Genomic DNA, 16279 nt, shown 5'->3' with positions numbered 1-16279 from the left:
GAACAGAACCTGACCGACAATTGCGGTCAGGTTTTTTTACCAAATAAGGATGCGGTTCATCGTTTCATCACATAAAAGGAGGAGCTCGTTTGCAGGAAGGATTCTCTATATCTTATTTTTGGAGTCAATCTTTTTTACGTTCCAGAGGTTTTCTATGGCTGCTGTTAATCTGTAATTTATTAGGTACGATTTACGGATACATTTGGTATTGGAATCAGATGGTGGATACGATTGCCGAAAGTCCAATTTGGTACGTTTTGTTTGTCCCTGATAGTCCAACGGCTAGCTTATTTTTCACTTTATCGCTCATTTACTTGTTAGCTGAGCATAATCCAGAGTGGAAGCCATCCAAACTCTCTCAGGCCATTCGAGGGTTTATTGACGCTTTTGCTCTTATTACCTCATTCAAATATGGGATATGGGCGGTAACAATGATCTGGATGGGGGCTTGGCAGGGAGTTCCGGTTGGTGGAGAAGGATGGATGCTGACCGCATCGCACTTAGCTATGGCAGTGGAAGCGTTATTATTTGCGAGATGGTACACCCATCGGCTGGCAGCAATTATACTGGTTGCCATTTGGACATTTTCTAATGATTTTATGGATTATGAGCGTGGAGTGTTTCCAAGATTACCTAGAGAGCTTTGGGATAATTTGGGCCAAATTCAGCTCTTTACAATTTGCCTTAGCATAATTGGAATCGTAATTGCAGCAGTCTTTTTAGTGCGTAGAAAAAATAGATAGGACCTTACGGTACTTGGTCTAATTTGGGACAATCCTCCATAAGATGATGGTGAAGGAGGGAATGTCCCATGTTTGTTGATTCAGGAATAAAACGGGTAACCGCTTTTCTGCTAATTATCATCATGGCATGCGGGATATCGGCTTGCAGCAGCGTGATCGGCCAAGACAAAGGACATGCATCTGTACAAACGGATCCTGAGCAGGCGAAGAAAATGGATTTATTAAATGAAGCAGCGGAAGATATGTACAAAAAAACCATGGAAGGCCAAGTGGTGGAGGCGCGCACCAGGCTTATGCAGATTTCGGATCAAATCCCTAAGATGCGTTTTGAGGGAGTAACATCTGTAGAAGGGCTGAATGCACTGACGGAGACCATCACACAGGCCAAACGTGTATATAATGCGGTTAGTTACTCCCAGAATGAAGGACAAGTTGCCGTAGCCAAACTAAGACTAGCCACGGATGCGCTTACGCATAAGAATCAACCGATGTGGCTCCAGTATTATAAAGTTTTAAAAAATGATGTGACCAATCTAGAGCAACAGGTGAAAGCGAATCAAAGCAATGAAGCAATTGCCAGCTTCAATAAGTTGTCTCAACACATCTCTGTTGTCCGTCCTTCCATGCTGATCAGCAGGGAACCCTCGGATGTAGAGAAGCTGGATTCGTTGATGACGTTTGTCCATAATAATTTGAACAGCTCCCCCATGGATGCGAAGAGGGTGGAAGCTGGCATTGAACAATTGAACAGAACGATTGATGAGCTTTTCATGAAGAAAGCAGAGACAGCCGCTTATGTACCGATTACGGATCCGAATCAGCCGATCCTGTGGTCGCTTGGAATAGGTCTCATTATTGTAAGTGTATTGTCATACTCCGGATGGCGGATGTTCCAATCGGGCCGCCATGTCGTTTCGGTGAAGCATAGCAAGGAAAGAGAACCCATGTAAGAGAAAACAAGTAAGTGTAGAGACACCAGGTCATTGAAATCCCATTACCGCCTTTGTGCGGGTATTGGGATTTTTTTATTTGCTTAGACAGTATAAGTTGTATACTTTGCTTCGCATCAACCTTTATAAACGCGACTGTCCTAATGGGATCAGTGAAGTCGTTTATCCTTGCATCATTTATTCTTTTGAGGCTTCTCGTAACATACAAGAAATATCTTGAAGCCAAGTATTCAGTTATGTAAGTGGGGGTTACTAGGGTGTTTTAAAGCCTTCGCCAAGAACATCATGTACATCGCCAATGATAATAAATGCACTAGGATCAATGGCTTTAATAATGTCTCTAAGCTTGCGGGTTTCATGACGGTAGACAACACAGTAAATGACTTCCTTATTTTTGCCAGAGTAAGCACCGCGGGCCGGAAAAAGGGTAACCCCTCTGTCCAGTTCTTTGGTAATTGTCGAAGCAAGGAATTCTGTGTGTTCGCTTATAATCGTGAACGCTTTGGCGGCATAAGCACCCTCAGAGATATAATCAATCATCTTTGAGGTGACGAAGACAGCAACCAGTGAATACAGCACCTTTTCCTTGGGCAAGTACAACAAGGAGGATCCGATTACGATTACATCGATGATTAAGATCACTTGCCCGACACTCCATCCCCGCTTTTTATGACCGATTCGAGCGACAATATCGGAGCCGCCAGTCGTACCTCCGTATCGAAATACTAGACCTAATCCTGTTCCAAGTGTAAGTCCTGCATATAAGGTGGCCAGAAAATAATCCTGAACCGTAGTAAAAGGGACGATCCAACCATTACGGATTAGCGATTCCATAACCCATAGAAACACTGAAAGAGAGATAACTCCGAAAATCGTATAGATCATCGAGCTTCTCCCAAATATTTTCCATCCCAAGTAAAACAAAGGTATATTGATGATTAGAGTAGATACAGAAGGAGGGATATGAAGCACGTAATTCAGAAGCAATGAGATTCCTGTCACTCCGCCCTCCATTAATTCGTTGGAAATTACAAAATAATGCAGACCAAATGCATAGATTGCAGTGCCAAGCATGATGGCAACGAATTGCGTGAGGCGATGGGGCAAATAATTCGTTAGCATGAAAGTATCCTCCAATAAGCAGGGTATGAGCAAAAAAACGAAAAAAATTTGTCAACTTTTCGTCTTTAGTTTAACATGGTAATGATATCCTCGTTTGTATTCAAGGAAAGAAGGGTGAGCATGTCAGAAAGAACACTTAAAGACCTCCAACAGGAGGTTGATACTTATATTTCCCAGTTTAAAGAAGGCTATTTCAGTCCGCTCGCTATGCTTGCGAGAATGTCGGAAGAAGTGGGCGAACTGGCTCGCGAAGTTAATCATCAATTTGGTGAAAAGCCTAAGAAGGCCACTGAAGCTGCCAATTCAATTGAGCTTGAGCTGGGAGACATTCTGTTCATTACGATATGTTTTGCCAACTCTCTTGGCATTGATTTAACGGAAGCTCATGATAAAATCATGCATAAATTCAATACACGAGACGCCAACAGATGGACGAAAATTAACACCGAAAACACATAACCTTCATAAACTGTACCATCCCACTATGCAAGGGACCCGGAAGAGCTGCGTTTGCAGAAGCTAATCTAGCCAGGGCAAAGCTATGGAAGGAGGATGGGCAGAATGGATGGAGAGCATGAAATACAAAAAGCATACGAATCCATACTTGGACATGATTTTCAGAAAGCCATAGAGTGGTTTGAAAAAGCGATCGCAGTCGAGCCTGACAACGCTGCCTATCATTATAAGTTATCAATTACTTATGCGAGAAGCAATAAGCTCCATAAAGCGATTGACCATGCGACCAAAGCCGCTCATCTGGAAGAAAGCAGTCAGGCATACAAATACCATTTACAAATACTACATGCAAGAGCTCTAGTTGAAGAAGCGCAGTATCATGTAAATGAAAAAGAAGAGCATCCAGAGAAGGCCATATTCCTGTTAAAGGAAGCGATAGCGCTGGATCCTTTAGCGATTGAGGCCTATCTGATCCTTGGTGAAGTGTTCGCAAAGAGACATGATTACCACCGCGCCCGTCAAACGGTGTTGGAGGCGCTGCGTTTGGAGCCGGATCACGAACTCGCCAAGCAGCAATTGGATCTGTATGAACGTCAAATGAAATAACATTACACGATAAAGGGGACCTAGCATATATGGATCGTAAGATTAGAGTTGCGGTAGTGGGAGCAAGCGGGAGAATGGGCCTTGAGGTGGTGAAGACGGTTCTAAGCGAACCTGATATGGAGTTGGTTGCAGGTGTAGCCCGTTCTACAGGTCCCGTAGATTTAGGTACATTAGTCGGTCTTGCGCCATGCGGAGTGACTATGACAAGTGATGTTGAGCTAGCTTTTGTAGAGTCGAAGCCGGATGTGGTTGTCGATTTTACAGGTCCTCACTCCGCCTTCTCCCATACTTCGCTTGCAATCCGTCACGGGATTCGTCCCGTTATGGGAACAACAGGCTTCACATCGCAAGACATCGAAGAACTGGACAAGCAATGTCAAGAGAAACAAATTGGAGGCATTATTGCTCCGAACTTTTCAATCGGCGCTATTTTGATGATGAAATTTGCTGCTCAAGCCTCTAAATATTTTCCGAATCTGGAAATTATCGAATATCACGGCGACCAAAAACTGGACGCTCCATCTGGAACTTCCATTAAAACTGCTGAAATGATCTCGGAGGTACGGGAGGAGCGGCGTCAAGGAAATCCAAAAGAGGAAGAAACGATTGAAGGTTCGCGCGGCGGCTATTACAATGGGTTCAGGATACATAGCGTCAGATTGCCTGGAATTTTTGCTCAGCAGGAAGTCATTATGGCGGAACCGGGCCAAGCGCTGAAAATTCGCCACGATTCCTATGATCGAGCAGCTTATATGCCAGGGGTTGCACTGGCTGTACGTAAAGTTATGACCTATACGGGCATGGTATATGGATTTGAGCATTTTATTGACTAAGGAGTGGAAGTTGGATGTTAAAAATAGCACTTATCGCACACGATCGAAAGAAGGACGAAATGGTCAATTTCGTTACAGCCTATGAGCATGTGTTTGATGGGCACAAATTATATGCAACAGGTACGACCGGCCAACGGATTATGGATAATACTAATCTGAATGTGCACCGGTTTATGTCAGGACCGCTCGGTGGAGACCAACAGATTGGCGCCCTGGTAGCCGAGAATGAAATGGATTTTATTATCTTTTTGCGTGATCCGTTGATGGCTCAGCCGCATGAGCCGGATATCATTGCACTGCTTCGTCTGTGCGACGTTCAAGGCATACCATGTGCAACAAATATCGCAACAGCGGAGCTGTTAGTTCGAGCACTGGACCGCGGTGATTTTGCATGGAGAGAGCTTGTCCACAAGTACAAGCCTGGTATCGACGCCAATGAGTGAGCAGCTGGACTTTCTTATTTTCGGGGCGCATGCCGATGATGCGGAGATCGGGATGGGGGCAACGATTGCGAAGCATTCAGCTGCCGGGTTGCGAATCGGCATATGCGACCTGACACTGGCGGAAATGTCATCCAACGGTGATGTTGAGACCAGAAAACGGGAAGCCGCTGAGGCAAGTCATGTACTCGGACTGGCGATGCGATCCAATTTGGAGCTGCCGGATCGCGGGCTCTTACCCAGTCCTGAATTCATAGAGAGGATTACACTCGAGATCAGGAAGCATCGTCCGCGTGTCGTCTTCGCCCCATATTGGCAGGACCGGCATCCAGATCATATTGCCTGTTCGCAGCTGGTTCAGGAAGCCGTATTTAATGCGAAGCTGCGCAAATTTTTGCCGGACTCGGAAGCTGTCAATGTGCAGCAACTGTATTTTTATTTCATCAATGATGTGTATGAAGCGGATGTTATGGTAGACGTCTCAGAAGTATATGATCAAAAAATTGCTTCGCTGAGCGCTTACCGCTCACAATTCGAAACGGGTACAGATACGGTGGCGACGCCGCTGAATCAAGGCTACATCGAAAGGGTTGTGGCTCGTGACAGACTCATGGGGCAAAAACGAATGATTACCTACGCTGAAGGCTTTATCTCGAAACTGCCGATATTGGTGGATCGTTTCGAATAAAGAGAAAGAGGGAACAATGAGCGAAACACTGAAAATTGGTATTACCTGCTATCCGACTTTGGGGTGGCTCCGGTGTCGTAGCGACTGAGCTGGGAAAGCTCCTGGCGGAAAAAGGTCATGAAGTGCATTTTATTACGCACAGCATGCCTTTTCGTTTAGGGAAATTCCATAAAAATATCTTTTATCATGAGGTTGAGGTTAGCGACTATTATGTGTTCCGTTATCCTCCTTACGACTTGTCTCTAGCCAGCAAACTGGCACAAGTGGCGAACATGGAGAATCTGGATATATTGCATGTGCACTATGCGATTCCTCATGCCGTATGCGCATTGCTCGCCAAGCAGATGATGGGCAGTAATCTGAAGGTTGTGACGACGCTGCACGGGACGGACATCACAGTACTGGGACAGGATCAATCCATAAGCGACCTGATTCGTTACGCCATTAACGAAAGCGACGCCGTAACGGCAGTATCCCAGGATTTAATCAATGAAACCAGATCACTGCTGGATATCAAACGTCCGATTGATCTAGCTTATAATTTCGTCGATAAGCGGGTGTATTACCCGAGAGATATTAGTAAGTTGAGACAAGAGTTCGCTAACCCGGATGAGAAAATTCTCATTCATATTTCTAATTTCCGTCCGGTTAAAAGGGTTTGCGACGTAGTGGATATCTTCAACAGGGTGAGCAAGCAAATCCCGTCACGGCTTCTCTTTGTTGGCGAAGGGCCTGATCTGTCTAAGATTATTTCGAAGGTCAAAGAGCTGGGGTTAAGCGATAGAGTCACATTCTGTGGAAAGCAGGACGATGTGGCGCAGATTATTTCGATGGCGGATGTCATGCTGCTGCCGTCAGAGAAAGAAAGCTTCGGATTGGTGGCTCTCGAGGCTATGGCATGCGGAGTTCCGACTGTAGGTTCCAACGCAGGTGGCATTCCGGAGCTGATTACGCACGGGGAAACCGGCTATCTGGCGGATATAGGCGATACAGAAAAAATGGCGGAGTATGTGGTGCAGATGCTAAGTAACTCTGAAATGTATGAACTCATGGTTCAAAAATGCTTGTATCGTGCCCGTCAAACGTTCTGTAACGATCTAACTACCGTACAATACGAAGAAATCTATTATAGGGTCCTAGGTAGAGAGTTGCCTGAATCTCACCGTCTGACAGCTTCCTCGTGTCAGTAATTCAACAGGTAAGGGGCTCACTATGCAAGAACTAGAGATTGAAAAAGCGATGCAAGAAGGCGCTAAGCTGGTGCTTGGTGTGTTGGAAGAAGCAGGCTATCAAGCCTATATGGTTGGTGGCTGTGTCCGGGACCGAGTGCTTGGCAGACCGATCAAAGACATAGATATCGCGACCTCGGCTCTGCCGGAGCAGGTCACCGCTTGTTTCGAGCGGACAGTACCGACAGGGCTTCAGCATGGCACGGTTACTGTTGTGCTGGAGCAAGGTACGTATGAAGTGACGACCTTCCGCAAGGAGTCGGAATATGAGGAGTTTCGCCGCCCGGCTTCGGTTGAATACATTTCGGATTTGACCGAAGACTTAAAGCGGCGGGATTTTACGATGAACGCCATGGCGATGGACAAGGCGGGAATCATCCTCGATCCGTACGGCGGTCAGCAGGATCTACAGGAAGGCATCCTCCGCTGTGTGGGTACAGCGGAGGAACGATTTGGCGAAGATGCGCTCCGCATGCTTCGCTGTATCCGTTTTGCCTCGACGTACGGACTGGAGATCGAGGCAGGTACGTGGCAGGCGCTGCTTACGCAAGCTTCGCTGCTGCGTCACATCGCTATGGAGCGAGTGCGCAGCGAGCTGCAGCGCATGATGGAAGGACCTGCGCCGGCGCGCGCGGTCCGGCTGCTTCTCGCGAGCGGCCTTACGGCCCATGTCAAAAAGCAGCTTCCGCTGCCTTTTGACCGCTGGCTCGCGCATGACGGCACGCTGGACGCAGTCAGCGCGCTGCCCCAACAGCATGCCCGCTGGGCGCTGCTGCTGATGCTCCTGGAGACGTCGGCGGCGATATGCCGCGAGGCGCTCCAGGAGCTGACCTTCTCCCGCGTCGATATGGACGCGGTCATCGGCATGCTCGGCCTCAAGCAGTGGCTGGCCGAGCAGCTCTTGCCCAGCGGCGGCGCGGATGCTGCCGCTGGTGCTGCCCCAGACCCGGCGCACATGGCGCGGGTCTGGAAGCTTGGGGCGGTCCGCCGCGGCGAAGCGGCCGCCCGTGGTCTGCTGCAGGTGCTGGGCGCCCTGCAGCCGTATGCACCGAAGCGCGGCGAGTCGGAGCTCGCGCGCTTCCTTCAAAACGCCGCGCCGAGGCTTGTCCGGCGCGGCGAAGAGTGGCTGAGCGAGGTTCCTGCTTCAGCCTGAAGGAGCTCGCCGTCTCTGGCGGCGAGTTGACGGCGCGCGCTGGCCGCAAGCCGGGGCATGGCTGGGAGCTCTGCTCCAGGAGCTGCTGGAGCAGGCAGCGCTGGGCGAGCTTCCCAACGAGCGCGAAGCCTTGTTGCAGCGCGCGAAATCATCCAGCTGAGCTCAGCAAACAGCAGCACGTCGAACCAACCAACTGAGCTCAGCAAACTATAGCACGTTAACCAAACCAACTAAACTCAGCATGAAGCAGCACGTCGAACCATCCAATCAATCTCAGCATACTGCTGCAGTACCCGAACCATCCAACTGACTTCTGCCAGCGGCAGAGGATCATATAGAATGTGAGTTGAACGGAATGACATGAATGAGCGGATCTTGCAGGTGTTCGAAGAGTTTCCGGACAGCTACGTGTCAGGGGAGGAACTGAGCCGAAGATTAGCGTGCAGTCGAACGGCCATATGGAAGCACATTGAGGAATTGCGAGAAGCGGGTTATGAATTTGAGGCTGCGCCCCGTAAGGGCTACAGGCTGGTCAAAAAGCCGGAAACCTACGATAAAATCAAGCTGCTCGCAGGGCTTCGTAGTAAGGTAATGGGCCAACAGGTGCACATGTACGGCGAGGTGGACTCTACACAGACAATTGCGCATTCGCTTGTAGGTGCCGGTGCTTTTGAGGGGACCTTGGTGTTGGCTGAAGCGCAGACATCCGGCCGAGGCCGAATGGGGCGTAAGTGGCATTCCCCGGCAGGGAAAGGCATTTGGATGAGTCTCGTGCTGACTCCGAGAATACCTGTCTATTTTATGCCTCAATTAACCTTACTTGCTGCTGTAGCGTTATGTCGATCCATTCAACAAATGTGCTCCGTAGATATTGGCATTAAATGGCCCAATGATCTCCTCATCCGCGGTAAAAAGGTGAGCGGCATTCTGCTGGAAAGCAGCGGCGAGGATGAACGGCTTAAATATGTGATTGCGGGTATTGGGATCAGCGCCAACCTGAAGACGGAAGATTACCCGGAGGAATTGCTGCCAATAGCAACTTCACTGGCGATCGAATCAGGACAAGAAATTAGCAGAGAGCAGTTAATCCAAGCATTTCTTAAAGAATTTGAAGATCTGTACTTCCTATATAGTGAGCAGGGCTTTGCTCCGATTCGCCTGCTGTGGGAAGCACTCAGTGTGACACTGCATAGGCCGATTCGTACGCAAGGACCGGCTGGAATCATAGAAGGAATCGCTGAATCGTTGGACGATTCAGGAGCATTGACCGTTCGGACAGCAGATGGAGCACGAATCAAAGTATTTTCCGGTGATATCGAGCTCAGGTGACCGTATCAAAAGGAGCCTGAGTTTGGTATACTAGAGGAAAGGTTGTAGGACCTGTAAGCGAGGCGGTATCCTAACAGAACTGCACTCCACCTTGCGGGAAAACCTTGCATGTATGTTAGCAATATATTCTGTATGGAAATAAGTAGATTGGATTCTGCTCTGAGCCTTAAAGGACCGAGACGGAAGAATCATAACGGATTCTTTTGCATGCGCTCCTTTTAGCTCTGAGGCTAAAAGGTTTTTTTATTTTATAAAAGAAAGCTGGGATTGCCATGGAGCAGCGTAAACCGCTGACGACAGCGAAAATGAGAAAGATGAAGCAGGACGGAGTCCCGATCACCATAGTGACGGCGTACGATTATCCGTCTGCGAGGCTTGCCGAGGAAGCGGGAATTGACGTGATTTTGGTCGGCGATTCACTAGGGAACGTAGTACTGGGCTATGATTCTACGCTTCCCGTGACCATCGACGACATGGTCTATCACACGCGGGCAGCTGTACGTGGTGCGGCGAATACGTTCGTGGTTGCTGATATGCCCTTTATGACCTATCACGGAAGTGTGGATCAAGCGCTCAAGGGAGTGGCCCGATTGATGCAGGAAGGCGGAGCCAAAGCGGTGAAGCTGGAAGGCGGCGCTGAGATTGCTGGAACGGTGGAAGCTATTGTAAAGGCAGGTGTTCCCGTTGTAGGGCATTTGGGCCTAACACCTCAGTCCGTCCACCAAATTGGCGGTTTCCGTGTTCAAGGCCGCAGCTCAGAGCAAGCGGAAAAGCTGCTGAGCGACGCGAAGGCGTTGGAGCAGGCAGGGGCCTTTGCATTAGTCATTGAATTAGTAACTGACGAGCTTGCTGCATGGGTGACTAAACAGCTGTCGATTCCAACAATCGGTATCGGTTCCGGTGTTCACTGTGACGGACAGGTGCTCGTTTTTCATGATTTACTTCAATATGGACCTGTTACGCCCTCAAGAAAATTTGTTAAAACCTATGGCAATGTCGGAGAAATGGTGCGTAATGGAATCAGTGCGTATGTAAAAGAAGTCAAGGCCAGAACGTTCCCGGCCCCAGAGCACACCTTTCATATGGACAATGATGTTGTACAATATTTGTACGGGGACAAGGGGTGAGCGGAACTATGGAAGCTACACAAACCATGCAGGTTATTCGTACGATACATGACTTGCGTGCACAGGTTCGCAATTTTCGGCGCGGAAGCGATGCTTTGGTCGGATTTGTGCCGACAATGGGATTTTTACATGAGGGCCATATGAGCTTATTGAAAGCGGCTAAGGAGCAGTGCAGTTTAGTCATACTCAGTATTTTTGTCAATCCGCTGCAGTTTGGACCTAATGAGGATTTTGACCGGTATCCGCGCAATGAGAAGCGCGACCTTGAGCTCGCTGAAGCCGCGGGTGCGGATTTTGTTTTTATGCCGGACGTCAAGGAGATGTATCCGAGCGAAGTTCGCACGACTGTTTCTGTGACCAAGCTAACGGACCGTCTGTGTGGAGCCTCAAGGCCCGGGCACTTTGACGGGGTGGCGACAGTCGTCAGTAAACTGTTTCATATTGTGCAGCCGGATAAGGCCTTCTTTGGGCTCAAGGATGCTCAGCAAGTGGCGGTCATCACGCAGATGGTGCAGGATTTAAATATTCCTGTGGAGATCGTACCGTGCCCGACCCTTCGGGAAAGCGACGGGCTTGCGATGAGCTCTAGGAACGTGTATCTTCAGGAGGAAGAACGCAGGCAGGCATTGGTCTTGTCACAGGCATTAAACAAAGCCAAGGAGGCCGTATTGGACCGTTCCATCGTTACCTCTGAAGCGTTAACGGCGTTAATCCGCAATCATATTCAGACAGCCCCACTTGCCGTGATCGATTATGTTGAAGTTCTGCAATTCCCATCGCTTCAGCCTTTTGAGTCCACCCACTCTATGGTTAACGATTCACTAATTGCGGCAGTCGCCGTTAAATTCGGCAAAACCAGACTCATTGATAATCTTATACTCTCTGTAAGGAAGTGATTGATATGTTTCGCACTATGATGAAGGGTAAGATCCATCGCGCAACGGTAACGGAAGCGAATTTGAACTACGTAGGCAGTATTACGATTGATGAGGATTTGATTGATCAAGTAGACATGCTGCCCAATGAGAAAGTACAAATCGTTAACAATAACAATGGTGCCCGTCTAGAGACTTATATTATTCCAGGCCCGCGCGGTTCAGGTGTGATTTGCTTGAATGGAGCGGCAGCTAGACTGTGTCAAACCGGTGATACGATTATTATCGTTTCCTATGCCATGATGACAGATGAAGAAGCAAAGAAACACCACCCTAAGATTGCCATTATGGGAGAGAACAATAAAATCGTTCAACTGCTCAAAGAAGAAGAGCATGCTACCATCCTCTAAGCCTAGAGGATTTTTCCCTTTTTCCTCATGCATGAAATCGCTGCTACTGACAAAGAATGAGGTTAAGCTTTGAGGCAAAGGTGGGATGGCAAATGTTTAAGCATTTATTTTCCACGATGAATGAGGTACTGGAAGAAATCGAAAAAGAATATCCGGAAGCTGCAGAAGGTAAGAGAGCAGAGCTGGACGAGCAGCTACAGGTTTTAAAGACGATGAGCGATGAGTTTATTGAGTCATGGCTGCTTTTCGAGGAAAAGCTGGGAAAGTTTTATGGAGGCGCGCCGATCAGTACGCAGACCCTGCACCAGGAACTCATGGACTTGGAGGCCTCCGATGTATCGGGAAAGAAGACAGAAGAATTTTTGCGGGGACAAGGGTATTATAAGCTGGCCATGTATGACCAGGCGATCCAGGAGTTTGAGGTTCTAATGGCTCGCAAGCCTGATTTTCTGCTCGCCCGAGTTTATTTGGCTATGGGATACTTGCGCAAAGGTGATTTCAAAGAAGCACATCGGCACTTTCAATTCCTTCTTCCGCTTACATCCGATACCAAGGTGAAGGCGATTTCGTATAACGCAATGGGCTGCATTCAAGCGCAGAATCAAAATATGGAAAAGGCTTTCGAATATTTTGAAAAGGCGCTGCACACGGACCCTTCTCTCATTGAGCCCCTCCATCATCCTGATGAATTTCATGGATAGGAAGCAAGTGGGTATTCCCTTTTCCTGAATAGATTTGGTATGCTAGAGAGAGTGCAGGACGAAGGGATTGAAGGTTACGCCATGAAATTTGCAGTATTGGATTTTGAAACGACTGGTAGCCAATCGACGGATGAGATTATTCAGGTTGGGCTCGTCATTATAGATCAATTTCAAATCGTTGACAGGTATACTTCCTTGGTAAATCCAGGGATCGGTATACCTTCTTCGATTACAACGTTAACGGGAATCACCGATGATATGGTGAAGGATGCTCCGGCTCTTGAGCAGGTCATGACCGATATGTTTCCTTTGCTGTTTGACTGTGTGCTAGTCGGTCATCATGTGCAGTTTGATTTATCCTTCTTGCAGAGAGGTTTGACAACAACCGGTTTTCCTCCCTTTTCGGGGCGTGTCCTGGATACGATGGATTTTCTTCGCATGCTTTTTCCCTCGATATCCAGTCTACAGCTCAGTATGGTGGCCGGTTTATTCGGGTTGGACCATGAGAGACCGCATCAAGCGGACAGCGACGCTGAGGTTACTGCGCTTATTTGGATCATTTGTCTAGAGAGGCTGCTAGGTTTGCCGCTGCTTACCGTGCAGCGTTTAAGTCAAATTTTTGAGAGCGGAGCCAGCGATTCAGGTTGGTTCCTAGATGAAATCTGCGCTTTTAAAGAATCTGAGACCAGTGTCGATATGAACACCCATCGCTATTTCCGTCAGTTCACGATGAATGTGAATGACTGGGGAGAGGACGACGACGAAGAGGAAGATCGAAGTGTAGCAAAGCTGGGTGCGACGTTTACTGACTTTCAACTGCAAATCAAGAACGCCTTGCGGCAAAAGTTTGAAAGGTTTGAGGATCGTAAATCGCAGGACATCATGATTGAGGAAGTGGAGCATTCTTTTGAAGCGGACCAGCATCTGATGATCGAAGCGGGGACGGGGACCGGGAAGTCGCTCGGATATTTGATCCCTGCCCTTTACTATGGCCTGAAGCATGATAAAAAGGTGATTGTCAGCACCCACACCATCAATTTGCAGGAACAGCTCAGAGAACGGGATCTGCCGCTTCTGAATGATATTGTCCCTGTTCCGTTTCGAGCAGCCGTGTTGAAAGGGCGTAGTCATTATCTTTGTTTGAGAAAATTTGAGAATAAGCTCATAGCTCGTGATTATGAATATGCCAAGGACGATTCCATCACAGCTGCGCAAATGCTCGTATGGTTGAGTGAGACTAAATATGGCGACGAGGAAGAGCTTCATTTTGGCAATAAAGGTGCACAGTTCTGGTATAGTGTTGCCAGTGACACGGATTCTTGTCTGAACCGAATGTGTCCTTGGTTTAAGAAATGCTTTTATCATAGAGCCAGACATGAAGCCAATCAAGCCGATGTCGTGATTACGAATCATTCCATGCTATTCACGGATATGAAAGCGGAGAATCGTCTGCTTCCAAGCTATAAGCATCTCGTTATTGATGAGGCCCATCACTTTGAGGAAGTGGCGAGTAAGCATCTTGGCATCGAGCTGCACTCTTCGGCTTTGTATCATTCCCTGCAGTGGTTGTACAAAGATAATCGCAGCGGCCAGCTGCCGATGCTTCGATTCCGCCTGCAGAAAGCTTCCGACGAGCATGAGAAGGCGTCTGCTTGGTGCGATACGATTGATACCTTGTATCCCAAGCTTGTGCAAATCAAGGAGGATTGGGATCGGCTGAGTGAACAACTGTACGAGCACTTGGTCAGGAGGAGTGATCCCTCTCAGTCGGAGAACTCGCAGTACGTGCTGCGAATGAAGCCGGACTCGCTTCCTAGTCACTGGAACGAGCTTCAAATGCTTGAAGACAACATTCATCTGAGTATGAACGATATACTTCGGACTTTAGATCGAACCCTTGCAGATATGAAAGAGATGCAGGAAGTGCTTGAAGTTCAGAGTTTAGTAACGGATCTCGGCGGTACCTTGAAGGAACTTTATGAGCATAGGGACGCTCTGCGTTTTTTCATGAAGATGGAGGACGAGAGCTACGTGTATTGGATGGAAGCGGGGACATATGCCAAGAGCAAATCGCTGCAGCTGATTAGTGTCCCGACCGATGTTAGCCATTTGCTGCAGGAGCATTTCTTTGAGAATAAAGACAGTATCATTCTTACATCTGCCACCTTGTCAGTAAATAAATCGTTTCAATATGCCGCAGACCAGCTAGGTCTCCAGATCCCCGAGGGCGGGAACGAGGGCAAACTGAAAACGGTCCAGCTGCCTTCTCCGTTTAATTATAGAGAGCAAGCGTTGGTTTGTATTCCCAGAGACTTTCCGACGATTAAGGGACCATCAGGCGACGCTGTATTCACGCAAGCGTTGATTGATTCCCTGTGCCAGGTTGCCCTGGTCACCAAGGGCCGTATGCTGGTGCTTTTTACTTCAAATAGGATGCTTAAACAGATTCACGCAGGCATGAAGGAACGCTTGAAGCCGCATGGCATTACCGTACTTGGTCAAGGAGTTGACAGCGGCAACCGCAGTAAGCTGACCCGAATGTTTCAAGAAGACCCTTCTTGCGTGCTGCTGGGCACTAGCTCATTCTGGGAAGGCGTCGATATACCGGGAGATGCGTTAAGCTGCTTAGCAATCATTCGTCTGCCGTTTCAGCCGCCCAATCATCCGCTGGTTGAAGCGAAAAGTGAGAATTTGAAAAAACGGAATGAAAATCCTTTTATGAAATTATCCGTCCCGCAAGCCGTGATTCGCTTCAAGCAAGGTTTTGGCAGGTTGGTTAGACGTGCAACGGACAAGGGAATTGTTATTATTTATGATACCCGCGTTATCGATACTTATTATGGGAAGTATTTCCTATATTCACTGCCGGGGCCTAAGATCGAACATATGACAACGGAACAGATGCTTCCAAGAATTAAGGAATGGATGGGGGAGGAGCAGCGATGAAGTCGCAAAAAATTTCCGAGGCTGTCGTTCGTCGTCTGCCGATTTATTTACGATTTCTTAATGAACTCGCGATGAAAAATATTATGACCGTTTCCTCGCAGGATTTGGGACACAAATTGGATCTCAATCCAGCTCAAATTCGTAAGGATTTGGCGTATTTCGGGGAATTCGGCAAAAAGGGCATCGGCTATGATGTTGCTTATTTGATCGAAAAAATCCGCCAGATTCTAAAGTTGGATCGCCAGCTTCAGGTTGCTCTTGTCGGAGCTGGCAATTTAGGTCGAGCCCTTTGCAATTATAATACGTATCTCAGAAACGATATGAAGATTGTAGCTGTTTTTGACGCGATGCCGCAGAAGACCGGTGAAACCATTAATAATCTTACGGTGCAGCCCATGAGTGAAATGAAAGAAACGTTGGCCCGATTAGGGGTTAGAATTGGCATTATCACGGTACCGGCTGCAGAAGCGCAAAATGTAGCGAATCAATTCGTAGAGGCTGGCATTGAAGCGATCTTAAATTTTGCCCCTGTTATTATTAAAGTTCCTGGTGAGGTTCGCGTGCACCATGCGGATTTTACAACAGAGCTGCAGAGCTTGGCCTACTACCTGGATTAATTACCGAGCAATCGGAATCTTAGGCTCATAAAACATGAAGACCTCCATCGATGC

17 protein-coding genes and 1 pseudogene are annotated in these 16279 nt (G+C 48.0%); 16 read left to right on the top strand and 2 right to left on the bottom strand.

Annotated elements, in window-relative coordinates; genetic code table 11:
• The first annotated feature begins 89 nt into the window (after nt 1-89).
• Together L0M14_RS14540 and L0M14_RS14535 are read left to right on the top strand one after the other, a co-directional pair.
• Complete coding sequence (locus L0M14_RS14540) at nt 90-743, top strand: DUF1405 domain-containing protein (RefSeq protein WP_235122722.1); 654 nt, start codon at nt 90-92, stop codon at nt 741-743.
• Between the two features lie 68 nt (nt 744-811).
• Nucleotides 812-1693 (top strand): sporulation protein YpjB, encoded by an 882-nt coding sequence (locus L0M14_RS14535; RefSeq protein WP_235122721.1) that lies wholly within the window; start codon nt 812-814, stop codon nt 1691-1693.
• A 252-nt stretch (nt 1694-1945) separates the two neighbouring features.
• On the opposite strand, the gene L0M14_RS14530 is transcribed toward L0M14_RS14535, so the two are convergent.
• On the bottom strand, nt 1946-2815 hold the full coding sequence (locus L0M14_RS14530) for a YitT family protein (RefSeq protein WP_235122720.1): 870 nt from the start codon (nt 2813-2815) through the stop codon (nt 1946-1948).
• A gap of 120 nt (nt 2816-2935) precedes the next feature.
• Between L0M14_RS14530 and L0M14_RS14525 the strand changes: the two genes are divergently transcribed.
• The 7 genes and pseudogenes from L0M14_RS14525 (at nt 2936) to L0M14_RS14495 (ending at nt 8220) form a co-directional block, all read left to right on the top strand.
• Entirely contained in the window at nt 2936-3274 is a 339-nt protein-coding gene (locus L0M14_RS14525) for a nucleotide pyrophosphohydrolase (protein WP_235122719.1), read from the top strand.
• A gap of 102 nt (nt 3275-3376) precedes the next feature.
• Nucleotides 3377-3877 (top strand): tetratricopeptide repeat protein, encoded by a 501-nt coding sequence (locus L0M14_RS14520; RefSeq protein WP_235122718.1) that lies wholly within the window; start codon nt 3377-3379, stop codon nt 3875-3877.
• A gap of 29 nt (nt 3878-3906) precedes the next feature.
• Complete coding sequence (dapB, locus tag L0M14_RS14515) at nt 3907-4710, top strand: 4-hydroxy-tetrahydrodipicolinate reductase (protein ID WP_235122717.1); 804 nt, start codon at nt 3907-3909, stop codon at nt 4708-4710.
• 14 nt (nt 4711-4724) lie between these two features.
• Nucleotides 4725-5153 carry a methylglyoxal synthase gene (locus L0M14_RS14510; RefSeq protein WP_235122716.1) on the top strand — a complete coding sequence of 143 codons (429 nt, stop codon included), beginning with the start codon at nt 4725-4727 and terminating at the stop codon, nt 5151-5153.
• The gene (bshB1, locus tag L0M14_RS14505) at nt 5146-5838 is read left to right on the top strand and encodes a bacillithiol biosynthesis deacetylase BshB1 (protein ID WP_235122911.1); all 693 of its coding nucleotides are present in this window, start codon (nt 5146-5148) and stop codon (nt 5836-5838) included. Before L0M14_RS14510 ends, bshB1 begins: the two co-directional genes overlap by 8 nt.
• Before the next feature lie 16 nt (nt 5839-5854).
• A pseudogene (gene bshA, locus L0M14_RS14500) lies at nt 5855-7028 on the top strand (N-acetyl-alpha-D-glucosaminyl L-malate synthase BshA).
• A 22-nt stretch (nt 7029-7050) separates the two neighbouring features.
• Nucleotides 7051-8220 (top strand): CCA tRNA nucleotidyltransferase, encoded by a 1170-nt coding sequence (locus L0M14_RS14495; protein ID WP_235122715.1) that lies wholly within the window; start codon nt 7051-7053, stop codon nt 8218-8220.
• Here L0M14_RS14495 and L0M14_RS14490 read toward each other — a convergent pair.
• Nucleotides 8151-8426: a hypothetical protein gene (locus L0M14_RS14490; RefSeq protein WP_235122714.1), complete on the bottom strand. Its 276-nt coding sequence runs from the start codon at nt 8424-8426 to the stop codon at nt 8151-8153. The two genes, L0M14_RS14495 and L0M14_RS14490, sit on opposite strands and share 70 nt — an antisense overlap.
• 154 nt (nt 8427-8580) lie before the next feature.
• Here L0M14_RS14490 and L0M14_RS14485 point away from each other — a divergent pair, with 154 nt between their 5' ends.
• The 7 genes from L0M14_RS14485 (at nt 8581) to L0M14_RS14455 (ending at nt 16225) form a co-directional block, all read left to right on the top strand.
• On the top strand, nt 8581-9549 hold the full coding sequence (locus L0M14_RS14485; protein ID WP_235122713.1) for a biotin--[acetyl-CoA-carboxylase] ligase: 969 nt from the start codon (nt 8581-8583) through the stop codon (nt 9547-9549).
• Nucleotides 9550-9821: 272 nt separating this feature from the next.
• Nucleotides 9822-10676, top strand: coding sequence for a 3-methyl-2-oxobutanoate hydroxymethyltransferase (gene panB, locus L0M14_RS14480; protein ID WP_235122712.1), 855 nt, complete (start codon nt 9822-9824; stop codon nt 10674-10676).
• A gap of 26 nt (nt 10677-10702) precedes the next feature.
• A complete protein-coding gene (gene panC, locus L0M14_RS14475) occupies nt 10703-11572 on the top strand; it encodes a pantoate--beta-alanine ligase (protein ID WP_235122910.1) in 870 nt (289 codons plus the stop codon).
• 5 nt (nt 11573-11577) lie between these two features.
• Nucleotides 11578-11961: an aspartate 1-decarboxylase gene (gene panD, locus L0M14_RS14470; RefSeq protein WP_235122711.1), complete on the top strand. Its 384-nt coding sequence runs from the start codon at nt 11578-11580 to the stop codon at nt 11959-11961.
• A 92-nt stretch (nt 11962-12053) separates the two neighbouring features.
• Nucleotides 12054-12662 (top strand): tetratricopeptide repeat protein, encoded by a 609-nt coding sequence (locus L0M14_RS14465; RefSeq protein ID WP_235122710.1) that lies wholly within the window; start codon nt 12054-12056, stop codon nt 12660-12662.
• Between the two features lie 81 nt (nt 12663-12743).
• Nucleotides 12744-15608 carry an ATP-dependent DNA helicase DinG gene (gene dinG, locus L0M14_RS14460; RefSeq protein ID WP_235122709.1) on the top strand — a complete coding sequence of 955 codons (2865 nt, stop codon included), beginning with the start codon at nt 12744-12746 and terminating at the stop codon, nt 15606-15608.
• Nucleotides 15605-16225 carry a redox-sensing transcriptional repressor Rex gene (locus L0M14_RS14455; RefSeq protein ID WP_235122708.1) on the top strand — a complete coding sequence of 207 codons (621 nt, stop codon included), beginning with the start codon at nt 15605-15607 and terminating at the stop codon, nt 16223-16225. The genes dinG and L0M14_RS14455 overlap by 4 nt, the downstream gene beginning before the upstream one ends.
• Nucleotides 16226-16279: the final 54 nt, after the last annotated feature.

This window comes from Paenibacillus hexagrammi (assembly GCF_021513275.1).
Lineage (GTDB): Bacteria > Bacillota > Bacilli > Paenibacillales > NBRC-103111 > Paenibacillus_E > Paenibacillus_E hexagrammi.
The sequence above is the reverse complement of the archived record's forward strand: the minus strand, read 5'-3'. Positions and strand labels throughout refer to the sequence as shown.